Annotated in this window: 17 protein-coding genes and 1 pseudogene; 11 read left to right on the top strand and 7 right to left on the bottom strand. The window is 59.8% G+C overall.

Annotated elements, in window-relative coordinates:
* Positions 1 to 15: 15 nt before the first annotated feature.
* A complete protein-coding gene (locus ACA072_RS12245; protein ID WP_497624529.1) occupies positions 16 to 423 on the bottom strand; it encodes a response regulator in 408 nt (135 codons plus the stop codon).
* A gap of 198 nt (positions 424 to 621) precedes the next feature.
* Here ACA072_RS12245 and ACA072_RS12240 point away from each other — a divergent pair, with 198 nt between their 5' ends.
* Entirely contained in the window at positions 622 to 1,563 is a 942-nt protein-coding gene (locus ACA072_RS12240; RefSeq protein ID WP_497624528.1) for a class I SAM-dependent methyltransferase, read from the top strand.
* A gap of 142 nt (positions 1,564 to 1,705) precedes the next feature.
* On the opposite strand, the gene ACA072_RS12235 is transcribed toward ACA072_RS12240, so the two are convergent.
* A complete protein-coding gene (locus ACA072_RS12235; protein WP_497624527.1) occupies positions 1,706 to 2,479 on the bottom strand; it encodes a helix-turn-helix transcriptional regulator in 774 nt (257 codons plus the stop codon).
* 111 nt (positions 2,480 to 2,590) lie between these two features.
* On the opposite strand from ACA072_RS12235, the gene ACA072_RS12230 reads away from it, so the two are divergent.
* Positions 2,591 to 3,694, top strand: coding sequence for a polyamine ABC transporter substrate-binding protein (locus ACA072_RS12230; protein WP_497624526.1), 1,104 nt, complete (start codon positions 2,591 to 2,593; stop codon positions 3,692 to 3,694).
* Between the two features lie 162 nt (positions 3,695 to 3,856).
* Entirely contained in the window at positions 3,857 to 4,984 is a 1,128-nt protein-coding gene (locus ACA072_RS12225; RefSeq protein ID WP_497624525.1) for a DmpA family aminopeptidase, read from the top strand.
* A gap of 50 nt (positions 4,985 to 5,034) precedes the next feature.
* Here the strand turns inward: ACA072_RS12225 and ACA072_RS12220 are convergent, their stop codons facing one another.
* Together ACA072_RS12220 and ACA072_RS12215 are read right to left on the bottom strand one after the other, a co-directional pair.
* Complete coding sequence (locus ACA072_RS12220) at positions 5,035 to 5,487, bottom strand: cupin domain-containing protein (protein ID WP_497624524.1); 453 nt, start codon at positions 5,485 to 5,487, stop codon at positions 5,035 to 5,037.
* 145 nt (positions 5,488 to 5,632) lie between these two features.
* A complete protein-coding gene (locus ACA072_RS12215) occupies positions 5,633 to 6,082 on the bottom strand; it encodes a winged helix-turn-helix transcriptional regulator (protein WP_497624523.1) in 450 nt (149 codons plus the stop codon).
* A 206-nt stretch (positions 6,083 to 6,288) separates the two neighbouring features.
* Here ACA072_RS12215 and ACA072_RS12210 point away from each other — a divergent pair, with 206 nt between their 5' ends.
* The 5 genes from ACA072_RS12210 (at position 6,289) to msrA (ending at position 9,906) form a co-directional block, all read left to right on the top strand.
* Positions 6,289 to 7,071 carry an SDR family NAD(P)-dependent oxidoreductase gene (locus ACA072_RS12210; RefSeq protein ID WP_497624522.1) on the top strand — a complete coding sequence of 261 codons (783 nt, stop codon included), beginning with the start codon at positions 6,289 to 6,291 and terminating at the stop codon, positions 7,069 to 7,071.
* A gap of 171 nt (positions 7,072 to 7,242) precedes the next feature.
* A complete protein-coding gene (locus tag ACA072_RS12205) occupies positions 7,243 to 7,662 on the top strand; it encodes an organic hydroperoxide resistance protein (RefSeq protein ID WP_497624521.1) in 420 nt (139 codons plus the stop codon).
* A gap of 552 nt (positions 7,663 to 8,214) precedes the next feature.
* Positions 8,215 to 8,667 (top strand): Ohr family peroxiredoxin, encoded by a 453-nt coding sequence (locus ACA072_RS12200; RefSeq protein WP_497624520.1) that lies wholly within the window; start codon positions 8,215 to 8,217, stop codon positions 8,665 to 8,667.
* 109 nt (positions 8,668 to 8,776) lie between these two features.
* Positions 8,777 to 9,229, top strand: coding sequence for an Ohr family peroxiredoxin (locus ACA072_RS12195; RefSeq protein ID WP_497336043.1), 453 nt, complete (start codon positions 8,777 to 8,779; stop codon positions 9,227 to 9,229).
* Between the two features lie 170 nt (positions 9,230 to 9,399).
* Positions 9,400 to 9,906, top strand: coding sequence for a peptide-methionine (S)-S-oxide reductase MsrA (gene msrA, locus ACA072_RS12190; RefSeq protein ID WP_497624973.1), 507 nt, complete (start codon positions 9,400 to 9,402; stop codon positions 9,904 to 9,906).
* A gap of 46 nt (positions 9,907 to 9,952) precedes the next feature.
* On the opposite strand, the gene ACA072_RS12185 is transcribed toward msrA, so the two are convergent.
* A complete protein-coding gene (locus ACA072_RS12185; RefSeq protein WP_497624519.1) occupies positions 9,953 to 11,041 on the bottom strand; it encodes a polyamine ABC transporter substrate-binding protein in 1,089 nt (362 codons plus the stop codon).
* A 38-nt stretch (positions 11,042 to 11,079) separates the two neighbouring features.
* Positions 11,080 to 12,381: an NAD(P)/FAD-dependent oxidoreductase gene (locus ACA072_RS12180; protein ID WP_497624518.1), complete on the bottom strand. Its 1,302-nt coding sequence runs from the start codon at positions 12,379 to 12,381 to the stop codon at positions 11,080 to 11,082.
* A 147-nt stretch (positions 12,382 to 12,528) separates the two neighbouring features.
* Here ACA072_RS12180 and ACA072_RS12175 point away from each other — a divergent pair, with 147 nt between their 5' ends.
* Complete coding sequence (locus ACA072_RS12175) at positions 12,529 to 13,425, top strand: LysR family transcriptional regulator (protein ID WP_497624517.1); 897 nt, start codon at positions 12,529 to 12,531, stop codon at positions 13,423 to 13,425.
* Between the two features lie 132 nt (positions 13,426 to 13,557).
* Here ACA072_RS12175 and ptrR read toward each other — a convergent pair whose 3' ends face one another.
* Positions 13,558 to 14,436, bottom strand: a complete 879-nt coding sequence (gene ptrR, locus ACA072_RS12170) for a putrescine utilization regulator PtrR (protein ID WP_497624972.1) — start codon at positions 14,434 to 14,436, stop codon at positions 13,558 to 13,560.
* A gap of 101 nt (positions 14,437 to 14,537) precedes the next feature.
* Here ptrR and ACA072_RS12165 point away from each other — a divergent pair, with 101 nt between their 5' ends.
* Together ACA072_RS12165 and ACA072_RS12160 are read left to right on the top strand one after the other, a co-directional pair.
* Positions 14,538 to 15,929 carry an aldehyde dehydrogenase family protein gene (locus ACA072_RS12165; protein ID WP_497624516.1) on the top strand — a complete coding sequence of 464 codons (1,392 nt, stop codon included), beginning with the start codon at positions 14,538 to 14,540 and terminating at the stop codon, positions 15,927 to 15,929.
* A 68-nt stretch (positions 15,930 to 15,997) separates the two neighbouring features.
* A pseudogene (locus tag ACA072_RS12160) lies at positions 15,998 to 16,111 on the top strand (glutathione S-transferase family protein); the annotation flags it as partial.
* Positions 16,112 to 16,113 lie beyond the last annotated feature (2 nt).

Genomic DNA, 16,113 nt, shown 5'->3' with positions numbered 1-16,113 from the left:
GTCAATGTACACGACCTACGCGGACCGTCGCGACCTGAAGGCCCCTTCGACGCAATCCAGCAGTTGCCCCAACGCCCAGGGTTTCTTGATGAATGACACTTCATGCCGCACCCCGGAGCTTTCGGGAGTTTCATATCCGGACATGATCATGATCGGCTTGTCGGGCCAGCGATCGCCAAACTCATTGGCCAGATCCGCGCCATTACGTTTTCCGGGCATGGTGATGTCCGTAAGCAACAGACCCACCTCATTCGCGTGCAATTCCAGATACTGCGACGCGGCGTCCGCGCTGACGTGCGGCTCAACCTTGAAACCTTCCTCCTGAAGAATTTCGCAGAGAAATTCAAGAATCAACGGGTCATCTTCAACCACCAGAATCAACCCGTCAGGAAGATGCCCGCCCGCTGTCGTTTTTGGACACATGACTTTGCCACTCCCTGATTGCCTAAATGATTTCGCGGGCTCAAATCCGCTGCCTACAGGTATGAGCAGCGGACTCGGCGGAAATTCATTTTTGATACACGCGTCTTGAAATTTGTGAGTACATCCCGACCATCGCAGCCGTTCGCCAACCCACAATTGTGTAAAATGCCGCCCCCTCAAACTGCTGGCCCCTGCCCGATGAACGCTGACGCTCTCTCCACCCTTCACGACCATTTGCTGACGGCCCTGGCAGATGCACCCGCAGAAACCCGTCGGCTGTTCCATGGTCGGGGCCGTTGCTGGCCGGGGTTGGAACAAGTGACCGTCGACTGGCTGCAGGGCGTAGTGCTGGTGTCGCTGTTCAAGGAACCTGAAGCGACGCAGCTGGAGGATCTGAAGCAGATGCTGATGGCGATCACTGAATCGGCGCAGTGGCAAAAATCAGGGGCGCAGACTCTGCTGCTGCAACACCGCTACCTGCTGCAAAGCACCACCGAATGGCTGCTTGGGGAAGCGATCGAGGAATTGATCATCACCGAGGGCGGCCTGCGGTATCGCGTGGACCTGGGCCGCAAGCAGAACACCGGCCTGTTCCTCGATATGCGCTACGGCCGCGACTGGGTACGGGCGAATGCCGAGGGCAAGCGCGTGTTGAATCTGTTCGCCTACACCTGCGGTTTTTCGGTCGCCGCCATCGAGGGTGGCGCCGAGCACGTGGTCAATCTGGACATGTCCAGCCCGGCCCTGAACCGTGGTCGCGACAACCATCGGCTCAATGGCCACGACATGAGCAAGGTGAGTTTTCTCGGGCACGACTTGTTCAAATCCTGGGGCAAGGTAATCGGCAAGGGGCCTTATGACCTGGTAATCATTGACCCGCCGTCGTTTCAGAAAGGCAGTTTTCTGCTGACCAAGGATTACCAGCGTGTGTTGCGTCGGCTGCCGGAGTTGCTTAGCCCGGAGGGGACGGTGCTGGCGTGCATGAACGATCCGGCGTTCGGTGCGGACTTCCTGATCGACGGTGTAATGCGTGAAGCGCCGGGCTTGAGGTTTGAGCGGCGGCTGGAGAATCCGCCGGAGTTTGCGGATGCCGATGTTGAGTGCGGGTTGAAGGCGTTGGTGTTCAAACTCGGGAGCTAAGTGCTGTTTACTGTGGGAGCGGGCTTGCCCGCGATGAGGCCGTCAGATCCAACATTGATTTCGTCAGTTACACTGCCATCGCGGGCAAGCCCGCACACACAGGGATCTGTAGCGGACCCAAGATAGGTAGGCGGCCTCGGATTCAACGCGGCTGCAACACCAGCGCAAACAGCTCGCCGTGACCGTTCACGTTGAGCTTGTGATAGAGATTGCGTCGATGCACTTTCACCGTCTCCGGGGAGATGCCCATTTGCTGGGCGATGGCTTTGCTGGAGAAGCCCTGGAGAATCAGTCGCGCCGTTTCTACTTCCCGCATGGACAATCGCGCGTCGAAGCGATCCAGCAGGGTCGCCAGATCGCCGGCCACGGCCTCGGCAGTCGTGCCTTCCGGCGGCATCAACTGCAGATGCCGGCGCATTGCCGACAGCACCCAATCCCGCACGCACAGCAGACGGCCCTGCTCTTCGAGGGTGAACCGCGTCGAGCGCCCCAGCGATAAACCGAGCACGGCGCCGTCGACGTTGACCATGAACTGCAACTCGTCACCGCCCACCACCAAACGGAAGTAGCTCAGGTAATACTCGCTCTGCTGAAACTGGTCGGGGGCCACCGAATCGAGGCTGTGCAAGCCATCGGCAATGCCGGCGCAAGCCGCCTGGTAAAACGGATCGAGCAGGTACATGCCGGCGCTGTAGTCCGCCAGTTCTTCTTGCTCGGTGGCGCCACCTTTTGAGTCGAAGTCGATCAGCAAGCGTGGCACTCGCCCCGCCCGCATCACCGCAACCAACGCGTTGTCCAGCGGCACCAGCAGCCGCAGCGTGTCGACCAGCGCGCGCCAGAAACCGTCCTGACCCAACGCGCCAAATACCCGCGCCAGCCCCTGGTGCACCGGCAACTCTTTCAACAACGCGTCCACGCACTACCCCTTTCGAGTAACCCATGATGGGAATGGGTGAGTACCCCGCCTGCCGATACGCTGCAAGCACCTGTTCATCACCGGCCTGCAGCAGGCCAGGAGTGCCGCATCATGAGTCGTCCCCGTCAACAGATCAATCTTGGACTGAGCGCCTGTTTGTGCGTTTCGCTGTCGGCGGTTGCTGCCGAAGGTCCCACGGTTCATGTCTACAACTGGTATGACTACATCGGCCCCACCACCCTGCACGACTTCAAGCGCGACACCGGTATCGAGCCGGTCTACGACACCTTCGACAGCGCCGAAGTACTGGAAGGCAAACTGCTGACCAGCCGCAGTGGATACGACGTGGTGGTGGCGAGCAACTTCAGCCTGCCGACCCTGATCAAGGCCGGCGCCCTGGCACCACTGCCCCGCGCGCAGATGCCGGACTTCAAGAACATGGACACCGATCTGCTGGCGAAACTGGCCAACAACGACCCGGGCAACCTGTACGCCGTGCCGTACCTGTGGGGCACCAACGGCATCGGCTACAACATCGACAAGGTGCGTGCCGCGTTGGGCGACAAGGCGCCGGTGGACTCCTGGGATCTGGTGTTCAACGAAGAGAACCTGGCCAAGCTCGGTCAGTGCGGCGTGGCGATGCTCGACTCGCCGTCGGAGATGCTGCCGGTCGCCCTGCACTACCTGGGCTTGCCACCGAACAGCACCAACCCCGAGGACTACAAAAAGGCCGAAGCGCTGCTGCTCAAGCTGCGTCCGCACATCGCCTACTTCAACTCCTCCAAGTTCATCAGCGACCTGGCCAATGGCAACATCTGCGTGGCGGTGGGTTGGTCCGGCGCGATGCTCGAAGCCAGGAAAAATGCCGAGCAGGCCAACAACGGCGTGAAGATCGCCTACAGCCTGCCGAAGGAAGGGGCGCCGGTCTGGTTCGATACGCTGGTGTTGCTCAAGGACGCACCGCATCCGGAGCAAGGCCTGGCCTTCATCGACTACCTGATGCGCCCCGACGTCATCGCCCCGGTCAGCGATCACTTGTCCTACCCCAACGGCAACCGCAGCGCCACACCGTTGGTGGCCGAAGCGACCCGCAACAACCCGGCGGTTTATCCGTCAGCCGAAGCGCTGGCCACGTTATTCACTCTTCAGCCCTTGCCGCCAGCCACTGAGCGGGTGCGCACGCGGATCTGGAGCAAGGTGAAGAACGGCCAATAAAACACGACCGCCCAATGTAGGAGCTGTGTAGGAGCTGTCGAGTGAAACGAGGCTGCGATCTTTTGACTTTGATTTTTTAGAAGCAAGATCAAAAGATCGCAGCCTCGTTTCACTCGACAGCTCCTACAAAAACTTAATTATTCGGTAAAGATGAGAGAAACGATGAAACCACGTGCCCGCGATTTGAATATCCAGTTCGGCCAACTGCAACCCGGCCCCCTCAATGCCATCACCGATGTGCCCGGCGTGCGCGTCGGCCACAGCGATGTGCGCGGCCGCACCGCCAGTGGTCGCGACATTTACACCGGCGTGACCCTGATCGAACCGCGTGCCGGATCGACCAATCAGCAACCGTGTTTTGCCGGCGTTCATGTGCTCAACGGCAACGGTGACGCCACGGGGCTTGAATGGATTCGTGAAGCCGGCCTGCTGACCAGCCCGATCGCCTTCACCAACACCCACAGCCTGGGCGTGGTGCGGGATGCGCTGATTGCTTTGGATCGCGAGGCCCAGTCCGATGACGGGCGACTTTACTGGAACATGCCGGTGGTGCTGGAGACCTTCGACGGCCTGCTCAGCGACATCAACGGCTTTCATGTGAAGCCCGAGCATGTGGCCGAAGCGCAGCGCAATGCCGTCGGCGGACCGGTGACCGAAGGCGCGGTAGGCGGCGGCAGCGGGATGATCTGTCACGAATTCAAGGGCGGCATCGGCACGTCCTCGCGACAATTGAGCAAGGCTCAAGGGGGCTGGACCGTCGGCGCCATCGTCCAGGCCAACCATGGCATTCGCAATGAGCTGCGCGTCGATGGTTATCCGGTCGGGCGCTATATGGAACAGGCAGACTCACCGTTCCTGAGAGCATCGTTGCCCTATCCGGGCATGGGCTCCATCGTCGTGTGCCTGGCCACCGATGCGCCGCTGCTGCCGCATCAATGCACGCGCCTCGCACAGCGCGCCAGCCTCGGGCTTGCCCGTACCGGGGGCGGCAACGAAGACCACAGCGGCGACATCTTCATCGCCTTCGCCACCGGCAACCAACACGTGCCACCAGCCGCGTATGAAGGCAAAGGTGCGCCCACCTGCGACAACCTGAGCATGGTCAACAACGATCACATCAGCGAGTTGTTTTTGGCCGCGACTGAAGCGGTGGAGGAAGCGATCATCAACGCTTTGCTGGCCGCTGAAACGACTGAAGGTAACGGCCACACGGTGCCGGGACTGGACGCGAAAACACTGCTCAAGGCGTTGCGCCAGGCCGGTTGGCCAGGGGAAACAGTCGGGATCTGAAGACGCTGTTTAACGATGACGCCCGATGCACTGCATCGGGCGGCTATCGCTTATTTATCCAGGATCAACAGCGGTGTGCCTTTTTTCACGAGGTAGGTCGCCAGCTCCGAGGCCTTGCCGTCACCGACGTTCTTCGCGACGTGCGCTGTGCCTGCGGGGATGTACAAGGAGTCGCCGGCTTTGAGCGTCACTGGCGCCCGCCCTTCGAGCTCATACACAAACGTGCCCGAGATGACGTAGGCGACTTCCACGCCAGGATGCGAATGCTTGGGGGATACAACGCCCGGGTCGAAATCGACACGAACCTGAATCACCTCACCCTTGGAGATGTCGAGGTCCTGGCGCACCAGGTCCGTGCGGTGAAGGCCTGTCTGCCAGCTCTTTGCCGGAGCGGCTTGCGCGGGCGCTTTTGCTTCTTCAGCCGCGAATGCGTTGAGTGAAACGGCGGCAGCCAGGGCGATGCCGAGCAGGCCTGCGGTGTGACGGGATGTGATACGGGACATCGCAATTCTCCAATGAATGCCGCGGTTGCGGTGGCTTCATTAGGCGGTCGCGGTGTATCGCGCAAGTGTCGGGAACAGCATGGTTTTGTATGCCCAGGTAACGACCGGCGCTGGGGATACGTTCGGATACAACCGAGCACGCACGTCAGTGCGGTACGCCGAATTTGGTCACGATATCTTCTGGCTTGAGCGGTCGTCCGTCCGTTGAAACCAACTGCAGTTTCTGGATCGGCTGGCGATCCTTTGCGTCGACCATGACGGATCCCGCTTCGCCGGGTTCGTACAAAAACTCGTTGCCCCACTGCGACAAGGCAATCAGGACGGTCTGCAAGGCCCTGCCCTTTTCAGTCAGCACATACTCCTTGTAAATGCTCCCGTCAGCCGCCGGCTCCATGCGCATCACCCCTTCTGCCACCAGGCCTTTGAGGCGGGTACTCAGAATGTTCTTCGCGACATTCAGGCTTTTCTGAAAATCACTGAAGCGTCGCGTGCCAGAGAGCGCATCACGAATGATCAGCAAGGACCACCAGTCGCCAATGAGATCCAGGGATCGAGCGACCGGACAGGGATTGCCTTGCAAGCTTTTGCGCTTCATGTAAACCAACCTCCAACAAAAAGGTGCCAACGCTGACGCAAATCCGTCAGATGGCAGGTGGTTGCATAATACAACCCATGCTGGTAAAAATCACTCCCATCGGTTTCATAATGAAACCGACAACCCTGTTTCGAGTGCTGACCTGTGCCGAATGCACAATGATGTCGCCCTCAATGGTTGCATGATAAAACCGTAGGAGATTCCCAATGAAACTGGCTGGAAAAACTGCATTCATCACCGGCGGCAACAGCGGCCTCGGCCTGGCCACCGCCAAACTGTTCATCGCTGAAGGCGCAAAAGTGGCGATCACCGGTCGCAGTCAGAAAACCCTGGATGAAGCCCGGGAAGCGCTGGGGCCAAACCTGCTGGCGATCAAGGCAGACCTGACCGACGTGAAAGAGATCGAGCGCGCCGTAGCAGAAGCCGTCGCGGTATTCGGCAAGCTGGACATTGTGTTCGCCAATGCCGGCATTGCGGGGTTGACCCCGGTGGGCGGCACTACGCTGGAAACCTTCCAGAACATCATCAACACCAACCTTACCGGCACTTTTTTTACCGTGCAGGCGGCTGAACCACACCTCAACCCGGGCGCTTCGATCATCTTGAACGGCTCGGTGCACGCCGATATGGGATGGCCTGCTTATAGCGCTTACGCAGCTACCAAAGGCGCCGTTCGCTCCATGACCCGAGTGATGGCCGCAGAGTTTGCGCCGCGTGGCATTCGCGTCAATCAGATTACCCCCGGGGCTGCGCGCACACCGGTCTGGAACCCTCATGCCGCCAAGGTTGGAATGGATGCGCTGGAGGAAAAATTGAAGACCACCATCCCGCTCGGTCGCATAGGAGAAGCTCATGAAGTCGCCACCGTCGCCTTGTTCCTGGCCTCCAGCGATTCTTCAAACGTCGTAGGCGCAGAGATTGTCGTCGATGGCGGTGCAACCAGTTCGCCGTTGGGCGCACCGGCTCACCGAAAAAACTGGCAGGCGTAACGGGTTTGTATCGGTGTGTATTTTCACCGGCGATCTTACACAGCGATACACAACCACCTGATCAGGACATATAGGCACTACAAAAAAGTGAAAAAGTGGGGACCTCACCCGTTCGACCCTCAAACCGGCGACATACCGGGTGATGCCCCCAACACTTAGCAGGAACCCGTCATGATCAATGAAATCGACACCGTGCTTTATACCGGCAAGACCCACACCACCGGCGGCCGCGACGGCGAATCGAAGAGTTCGGATGGACGTCTGGACATCAAGCTTTCCCCGCCCGGCTCTTCAGGGCCTGGCACCAACCCCGAGCAGCTGCTGGGTGCGGGCTGGTCGGCCTGCTTCATCGGCGCAATCGGTAAAGCCGCTGCCGCGCTGAAGGTGACCTTGCCGAGCGGCGTCGCGGTTGATGCCGAAGTGGATCTGGGCAAAACCGACAATGCCTTCTTCCTGCAGGCCCGCCTCAATGTCAGCCTTCCGGGCCTGGATCCGGTTATCGCACGGGCGTTAGTGGATGCCGCGCACCAGACCTGCCCGTACTCCAAAGCGACCCGTGGCAACATCGACGTCGAGATCAACCTGGTTTAATCCAGGCATCGCGTGCGGCCTGTCTTCCCGGCAGGCTGTACCGGGTTGTTCCCTATAGCATTTATCCATCCTGCCGCCCTTGCCCAAGGACGAAATCGGTCTAAAAAGTCCGCTTTGCGTTTCGCAGGCTTTGCTATTCTGAATGCTGTAGGTGAAGACGCAGACTGATGCGCAAGAGGATAGCGAGGAAGCGTAGGGCGCGCTCCTAAGGGTACACGGTTAGAAAGACGCTCCGAGGTGAGGTCCAGCCCTTATGCCGTGTGAAGCAGGACAGCACAAAACTGTTCTGTCAGAAGCCTGATAAACCTTGTAAGCCAGAGACCAGCGCTGGCCACCTACTCGATTTCGAAGCCCGCCCTGTGCGGGCTTTTTCGTTGTGCGCAGGAACCGGGAGCCAATGCCACCTCCTCCAACTCTAACCATTCGTCGCCAAGCACACGTTTCCCCTATTGACTTCGATTGGCGACTGCGCGAGTATTATTTCAATCGCATACGATACAAACGTATACGACATACAAACAAAACCCTACTGCACCTTTGAGGATTCACCCCATGAGCAAGATCGAAAAAGTCCTGGCCTCCGGCAAAACCCACACCACCCTGAGCAGCACCGGCACCACTTCGCGCGGTCATAACGGCAGCCTCGACATCGTGCTTTCGTCACCTGGCAGCGACAAGCCCGTTCATGAATTCAAAGGCACCCAGCCACACCCGAAAGCCGAGCAACTGTTTGCCGGTGCCTGGTCGGCCTGCTACATCGCCGCCGTCGGTCTTGCCGCCAAGCAGCGCAACGTTGAGCTTCCATCCGATTTGTCCGTCGATATCGAAGTCGACCTGGGCCAGACCGGCGACGCTTACTTCCTTCAAGCACGCCTGACGCTGCGCGCTCCCGGCCTGGATCAAGCTGTGGCGACTGAAATCGCCCACGCCGCCGACCAGATCTGCCCGTACTCCAAGGCAACCCGGGGCAACATCGACGTGGCCCTGAACGTTCTCACGGCCTGAAACACCGCCAAGCTTTGACCTTAATTTGCACCTTGGAAACATCATACATATCGCATGCGATACAAGCGCATACGAATACCAAACTTATTAAACATTCAGGTAATCACCCATGAGCAAGATCGAAAAAGTACTGGCTACCGGCAAAACCCACACCACCGCCAGCAGCACCGGCAACACCTCGCGCGGCCATAACGGCAGCCTCGACATCGCACTCTCGTCGCCCGGCAACGCCCAGCCTGCGCACGTGATCGCCGGCACCCAGCCGCACCCGGCTGCCGAGCAATTGTTCGCCGGCGCATGGTCAGCCTGCTACACCGCCGCTGTCGGTCTGGTGGCCAATGACTTGAACGTGGTGCTGCCGGCAGACATGTCCGTCGACATCGAAGTCGACGTCGGTCAGACCGGTGCCGAGTACTTCCTTCAAGCTCGCTTGACCCTGCGCGTGCCCGGCCTGGCGGATGATGTCGCAAAGACCCTGGCGCACACCGCTGACCAGATCTGCCCGTACTCGAAGGCAACGCGTGGCAACATCGACGTAGACTTGAACGTCCTCACGGCGTGATGCGCCGCGCGGCGGGTTCGACGTTGCCCTGCACGTCGGCCCGTCGGAAGGCAGAAACGAGGTTCTCGGGCGCGACCGGTCTGATGCAGAATGAGTTCACGCCACTGCAGCCGTCGACCGAGACCCTGCGCAACAAACTGATCGAATCAATCAACACTGAGGAGCAAGCGATGACCACGCACACTGAAACCGCAATCCTGGCCGGTGGCTGCTTCTGGGGCATGCAGGATCTGATAAGGAAACAAAAAGGCGTGCTGTCGACCCGCGTGGGTTACTCCGGCGGCGATGTACCGAATGCGACTTACCGCAACCATGGCACCCATGCCGAAGCGATCGAAATCGTGTTTGACCCGGCCATCACCAGCTACCGGCAGATCCTCGAGTTTTTCTTCCAGATTCATGACCCGTCGACCGCCAATCGCCAGGGTAACGACATCGGCCTCAGCTACCGCTCGGCGATTTTCTATCTGAACGAAGAGCAACAAGCAGTGGCCGAAGACACCGCGGCCGATGTCGACGCCTCCAAACTCTGGCCCGACCGGGTCGTGACTGAAATCGTTCCCGCCGGCCCGTTCTGGGAGGCCGAGCCTGAGCATCAGGACTACCTCGAACGACTGCCGACCGGTTACACCTGCCACTTCATTCGGCCGAACTGGAAACTGCCGAAACGAGCGTGATGCTTTGAGGCCTGGGTTCCGTCAACGGAGTCCAGGCACCTTTGGGTCAGGTATTGGTTTTCAACTTGGTCCACAGTCGTGTGCTCAGCCGGGCAATCGCCGCAGGCAGGTCCTCGACGGTGAACAACTTGTCCATCACGGTTTTCGGCGGATAAATTGCCAAATCCTGCTTCACCGCCGGATTGACCAGAGTGTCCGCCGCCAGGTTCGGGTTGGCGTAATGAATGCTGTTGCTGATGTTGGCGATGACGTCAGGCTTCAACAGGTAATTCATGTAGGCATAGCCATTCTTCTCGTGGGGCGCGCTCTTGGGCATGACCACCATGTCGAGCCACAGGGTCGAGCCTTCGTCCGGGATCGAATAGGCGATCTCGATGCCGTTGTTCGCTTCCTTCGCGCTGGCCGCCGCTTGCACCACGTCTCCGTTAAAGCCGATCACGGCGCAGACATTGCCATTGGCCAGGTCACTGACGTACTTGGAGGCGTGGAAATACTGGACGTAAGGCCGGATCTTGAGCAGTGCTTGCTCGGCTTTCTTGTAATCCGCCGGTTCGTGGCTATGGGGAGGGAGGCCCAAGTAATTGAGGGTGATCGGCAGGATTTGTGTCGGGTTATCGATAATCGCGACGCCGCATTCACTCAGCTTCTTGATGTTGTTCTCATCAAAAATCAGGTTCCAGGAGTGGGTGACATCGGTGGTGCCGAAGATCGCTTTGATTTTCTCGACGTTGTAACCAATACCGGCCGTGCCCCACATGTACGGATAGCCGTACTGGTTGCCCGGGTCATTGACCTCGAGTTTTTTCAGCAACGCAGGATCGAGGTTTTTCCAGTTCGGCAACTGGCTCTTGTCCAGCTTCTGAATGGCGCCGGCCTTGATCAGTCGCGACAGGAAATGGTTCGACGGGCTGACCACGTCATAACCGGTGTTGCCGGTCATCAGTTTTGATTCCAGCACTTCGTTGCTGTCGTGAATGTCGTACGTCGCCTTGATCCCGGTCTCCTTGGTGAAGGTGTTCAAGGTGTCGTCGGCGATGTAGCCATTCCAGTTGGAAATGTTGACCTCTTCAGCTGCATGGGTGGCCGCCGAAAACGCCGTGAGCGCAACCATCAGGGAAATAGTATTGACCTGCATGTTCAATCACCTTTTTGTTCTTTTGTGATAACCGGAATCTAGATTTCTGTCCTGGCCCGAACGGCTTCAACGCGCATCCGAAACAAGGCGCCGATGTCGAGCAACGGTCGCGGCGGGAGCCAGCCGGGCCGGGCTCGACCCATCACGGAATCGAGCAGCGGCGAGCCAACACCCGATGCCAGCTCGGCGAGCAATCGGCCCCAAAGGGTGCCGCGCGCCACGCCCGAACCGTTGCACCCGGCCACGGCAAACACGCCCTCTTCCACCCTGGAGAAAAACGGCTGCCCGGACCGCGAGGCGCTCAGGTGTCCGGTCCAGGTGTGCTGGATATCCTGCTCGGTCAGCCACGGGAAGCGCCGCTGCAAACCCAGCACGTGGTGCTGGCGACGGATCGCCAGTTCACGGCCGGACAAATCCCGCGAGCGGTACTCCGCGGTGTTGCGAATCATCACCCGCCGATCAGGTGTCAGCCGCACCGTGGCGCCAAGCGGACGGGTGGACAGCACGCCCCAGGGCTCGACGCTGCCGATGTGGCGAAATTCTTCGTCACTCAACGGCCGCGTGAGGCTGGCGCTGAGCTCCATGGCGAAGGTGCCGCTGTCCTGGATGCCGGCGCGAGGCACGAAAGCGTTGAGGCAGATCAGCACCTGCCTGGCCTCGATGCTGCCATCGATGCCGTTGGCCCGCACACGCCCTTTCCCCAGACGTTCGAGGCCGGTGATGTCGGTATTTTCGTAGACGCTCACGGAGTCCGGCAGCGCCTCCAGTAAGCCCTTCACGTACTTCGCCGGTTGCAGCAACGCATTGCCCTTGCCACACCAGATCGCGGCGCGGTAATGCCCTGTGCCGAGTTTTTGCTTCAGTTGCTCGCCTTCGAAAAACTCCGCGGAGGCGCCAAGTGCCCGCAAGGTTTGCAGCTTGGCATCAATGTGGGTCAGCTTGCCGGGATCGCTGACGGCAAAGAAATAGCCCGAGTCCCGGAAATCGCACTCGATGCCATGACGGGCAATCACCTTGCGCACTTCGGCACTGGCGGCACGTGAAATCGTCGTGTCCACTTCAAACCCGGCAAACCCGGGATTGCCGATCAATTCATTGTTGGCGGGGTGTTCGTGGGCCACCACGAACCCGGAATTACGCGCCGAAGCGCCCTGCGCTGCGCGCTGTCTGTCGACCACCACGATGCGCGCCTGCGGGTGCATTTGCGCCAGCGCATGGGCGGCACTCAGGCCGGTAATGCCGGCGCCGATGATCAGCCAATCAGCTTTTTGTGCACCGACCAGACGATCACGTGCCGGAACACTTCCTGCTTGCGCGATCCAGCCACATTCATTATTCATGCGTCACCTGCCTAGACTGTCGTTCTGCTAGCCGGCCATGCGGTAACTGCATAGGCAATGTGTGATGGCGGCTGCTAGCACTAGAATCTATTAGGTCTTTGGTGCTACAACCAACGTTATAAATTCATTGAGCCATTCATAAAACGCATGGATAAGATTCGTCACGTCCCTTCCCTCCAAGCCATGCAAGCACTGGTGGAAGTCGCTGATTCCGGCAGCTTTACCCAAGCGGCGCATAAGCTCTGCCTGACCCAAAGTGCCGTCAGCCGGCAAATACAGCAGCTGGAAAGTCACTTCGGCGTGCCGATGTTCGTCAGGAGCAGCCGCAGCATTCACCTGACCCCCGAAGGCGAACAGGTATTGGCCAGCGCGCGCAATATTCTCGATCAACTGAAAACCCTTGAGGATCGCCTGTCTCCGCAGAAACGCCCGTTCCGCATCCGCATGCACGTGTCGCTGGCAGTGCGCTGGTTGTTGCCGAAACTGAGCGATTTCTATCGCTGTCACCCGGACATTTCCATATCGATCGAAACCGTGGCGACGGAGATCGTCGAACCGGCCAGCGACAGCGACGCCTACATTCTCTACCTGCCCGAACCCTCCAGCGATCCCGCCTGCCTGACCCTGTTCGAGGAAGCTCTGGTGCCGGTGTGCGCCCCCGGCCTGGCCAGCGCCAGCCAGCCGCTGGCGTCGATGGAGGATCTGGTGCGTTTCCCGCTGCTGCATCGTTCGGCGGACCAGCAAGCGTGGATCGAATGGCTGGCCGCCAATGATGGCAAGCCGCTGGAGGACTATCGGCACATTCCCTTCAACCTCGACGAACTGGCGCTGGATGCTGCGGCACGCGGGCTTGGGGTGGCGGTGACCGACCTGACCCTGGCGCAAGAGTCGATTGATCGTGGTGTGCTGGTCGTCCCATTCGGGCGTCCGTTGAAGACCCGGGGTATTTATTCGCTGTGCCTGCAACCGTCGGCGGCGACTCATCCGGCGTGCGCGCAGGTGATGCAATGGTTTGGCGGGCAGGCTGAACAGAGCACCGATTGACGTCGAGTTGAAATCCAATGTGGGAGCGGGCTTGCTCGCGAAAGCAGTGCTTCATTCAACATCGATGCTGACTGACACACCGCTTTCGCGAGCAAGCCCGCTCCCACATTGGATTTGTGATGTTCTTGGGATTCAGGTTTCTTGCTGCACCACGCCCCGCTCCTCCAGCAGCCTCACAAACATGGTCAGGCTCTGCGACACCGTGCCTCTGCGCCACACCAGCCAGGTGCGCAAATACCGGAAGGATTGCGACAACGGCCAGACGCTCACCGTGGTGCAGCCCGGCATGCTTTCGAGCATGCTGCGCGGCATCAGCGCCAGGCCGGCGCCGGCGCTGACGCAGGCCAGCATGCCATGGTAGGACTCCATTTCGAAGATTTTGCCAGGCACCGCCGCATCCTTGCTGAACCAGCTTTCGAAGTGGTGGCGGTAGGAGCAATTGGAGCGGAAGGCATAGATGTTTTCGCCGTTGACCTCCCGCGCGCGGTGGATCGGGGCATGGTTGAGCGGCGCGATCAGCACCATTTCTTCCTCGAACGCCGGCACGCCTTCCAGTGCCGGGTGCAGCACCGGGCCGTCGACAAACGCGGCAGCCAGTCGGCCCGACAGCACACCGTCGATCATGGTCCCGGACGGTCCGGTGGACAGGTCCAGTTCGACCTTGGCGTGCTTCTGGTTATAGGCGGCCAGCAGCTCGGGGATGCGCACCGCCGCCGTGCTTTCCAGCGACCCCAGCGCGAAGGTGCCCTGGGGTTCTTCACCGGCCACCGTCGCCCGGGCTTCCTGCACCAGGTCGAGAATGCGCCGGGCGTAATCGAGAAAACTCCAACCCGCCGGCGACAGGCGCAAACGACTTTTCTCGCGGATGAACAGGTCCACGCCCAAGTCCTGCTCCAACTGCTTGATCCGCGTCGTCAGGTTCGACGGCACCCGATGGATATGCTGGGCGGCCACGCTGATGCTGCCGTGCTCGGCCACTGCCTTGAAAATTTCCAGCTGAACCAGATCCACAGTCATTCTCCAAACGTGAACGATATGCTCAGCATTATTCAGTTTCCAGAAAACAAACGCCACTTTAACCTGAGCACATTCCCACCTAGCAGGACGGTGCCATGACCAACGTTTCCAGCCTCACCCACGCCATTTCGATCAACCCCGCCACAGGCGAGCAGATCGGCCACTACCCTTTTGAATCCGATTCGGCGCTGCAAGCTGCGCTGTCCCGTGCCGCTGCCGGATTCCGCGTCTGGCGCAGCACAGCGGTTTCGCAACGCTCGCAACGATTGATCACCCTGGCCCGGGTTTTGCGCGACAACGCCGCAGCGATGGCGAACATGATTACCCTGGAAATGGGCAAGCCGATCACCCAGGCCCGCGGTGAAATCGAAAAGTGTGCGCAGCTCTGCGAGTGGTACGCCGAACACGGCCCGGCCATGCTGACCGCCGAGCCGACCCTGGTTGAAGGTGGCAAAGCACGCATTGAATATCGCCCGCTCGGCCCGATTCTCGCGGTGATGCCATGGAATTTTCCGGTCTGGCAGGTCCTGCGTGGCGCCGTCCCCGCGCTGATCGCCGGCAACACCTACGTGCTCAAACATGCCCCGAATGTGATGGGCAGCGCTTACCTGCTGCTGGAAGCCTTCACGCAAGCCGAGTTCCCTGAAGGCGTGTTCGAGGTCATCAACGTCACACCGGAGGGCGTTTCCACAGCCATCGCTGATCCACGCATCGCCGCAGTGACCCTCACCGGCAGCGTGCGCGCCGGCATGGCCATCGGCGCGCAGGCCGGTGCAGCGTTGAAGAAATGCGTACTGGAACTGGGCGGTTCGGATCCGTTCATCGTGCTCAACGATGCCGACCTCGACGAAGCGGTCAAAGCTGCTGTGATTGGCCGTTATCAAAACACAGGGCAAGTCTGCGCAGCCGCCAAACGTTTGATTGTTGAGCAAGGCATCGTCGAAGCGTTCACCCGCAAGTTTGTCGAGGCCACGCGCAAACTGGTGGCTGGCGATCCATTGGCGGCTGAAACCTACATTGGCCCGATGGCTCGATTTGATCTGCGTGATGAACTGGATCAACAGGTGCGCGACACATTGGAAGAAGGCGCGACGTTGTTGCTGGGCGGCAAGAAGGCTGAAGGTCCTGGTAACTTCTACGAGCTGACTGTGTTTGGTGATGTCACCGACCAGATGACCTCGTTCAAGCAAGAACTGTTTGGCCCGGTGGCCTCAATCATCACCGCACGTGACGCCGCCCATGCACTGGAACTGGCCAATGACAGCGAATTCGGTCTCGCCGCGACGATCTACACGGGCAACGTGGAACGTGCCCAGCAGATGGCTGGCGAACTGGAAACCGGTGGCGTGTTCATCAATGGCTACTGCGCCAGCGACCCGCGCGTCACCTTTGGCGGCGTGAAGAAAAGCGGATTTGGCCGCGAACTGTCGCACTTCGGCGTGCGCGAATTCTGCAACGCGCAAACCGTGTGGCTGGATCGTCGCTGATCGCCTCCCGTGGCCCGGGCGTCTTTTGACGCCTGGGCCACTGCGTTGCGGTGACTATGCTGAGGGAAGCGTATTTCGAAAGGCTGATGGCCCGGCCGTCGGTCCAGCGGGTCCTCGATGAAGCCAAGCCCTATTTTTCGATGTACCCGTTTTCCGAGGCCATCCCGGAACGGTTTCGCTAGGG

It is taken from the genome of Pseudomonas sp. LBUM1656, assembly GCF_059716065.1.
The sequence above is the reverse complement of the archived record's forward strand: the minus strand, read 5'-3'. Positions and strand labels throughout refer to the sequence as shown.

Excerpts from the sequence above, each read along its gene's own strand:
- ACA072_RS12175 (WP_497624517.1), top strand. The coding sequence starts at position 12,529 with ATGGATAAGATTCGTCACGTCCCTTCCCTCCAAGCCATGCAAGCACTG.
- ACA072_RS12205 (WP_497624521.1), top strand. The coding sequence starts at position 7,243 with ATGATCAATGAAATCGACACCGTGCTTTATACCGGCAAGACCCACACC.
- ACA072_RS12165 (WP_497624516.1), top strand. The coding sequence starts at position 14,538 with ATGACCAACGTTTCCAGCCTCACCCACGCCATTTCGATCAACCCCGCC.
- ACA072_RS12245 (WP_497624529.1), bottom strand. The coding sequence starts at position 423 with ATGTGTCCAAAAACGACAGCGGGCGGGCATCTTCCTGACGGGTTGATT.
- ACA072_RS12220 (WP_497624524.1), bottom strand. The coding sequence starts at position 5,487 with ATGTCCCGTATCACATCCCGTCACACCGCAGGCCTGCTCGGCATCGCC.
- ACA072_RS12200 (WP_497624520.1), top strand. The coding sequence starts at position 8,215 with ATGAGCAAGATCGAAAAAGTCCTGGCCTCCGGCAAAACCCACACCACC.
- ACA072_RS12195 (WP_497336043.1), top strand. The coding sequence starts at position 8,777 with ATGAGCAAGATCGAAAAAGTACTGGCTACCGGCAAAACCCACACCACC.
- ACA072_RS12185 (WP_497624519.1), bottom strand. The coding sequence starts at position 11,041 with ATGCAGGTCAATACTATTTCCCTGATGGTTGCGCTCACGGCGTTTTCG.
- ACA072_RS12230 (WP_497624526.1), top strand. The coding sequence starts at position 2,591 with ATGAGTCGTCCCCGTCAACAGATCAATCTTGGACTGAGCGCCTGTTTG.
- ACA072_RS12215 (WP_497624523.1), bottom strand. The coding sequence starts at position 6,082 with ATGAAGCGCAAAAGCTTGCAAGGCAATCCCTGTCCGGTCGCTCGATCC.
- ACA072_RS12225 (WP_497624525.1), top strand. The coding sequence starts at position 3,857 with ATGAAACCACGTGCCCGCGATTTGAATATCCAGTTCGGCCAACTGCAA.
- msrA (WP_497624973.1), top strand. The coding sequence starts at position 9,400 with ATGACCACGCACACTGAAACCGCAATCCTGGCCGGTGGCTGCTTCTGG.
- ACA072_RS12210 (WP_497624522.1), top strand. The coding sequence starts at position 6,289 with ATGAAACTGGCTGGAAAAACTGCATTCATCACCGGCGGCAACAGCGGC.
- ACA072_RS12240 (WP_497624528.1), top strand. The coding sequence starts at position 622 with ATGAACGCTGACGCTCTCTCCACCCTTCACGACCATTTGCTGACGGCC.
- ACA072_RS12180 (WP_497624518.1), bottom strand. The coding sequence starts at position 12,381 with ATGAATAATGAATGTGGCTGGATCGCGCAAGCAGGAAGTGTTCCGGCA.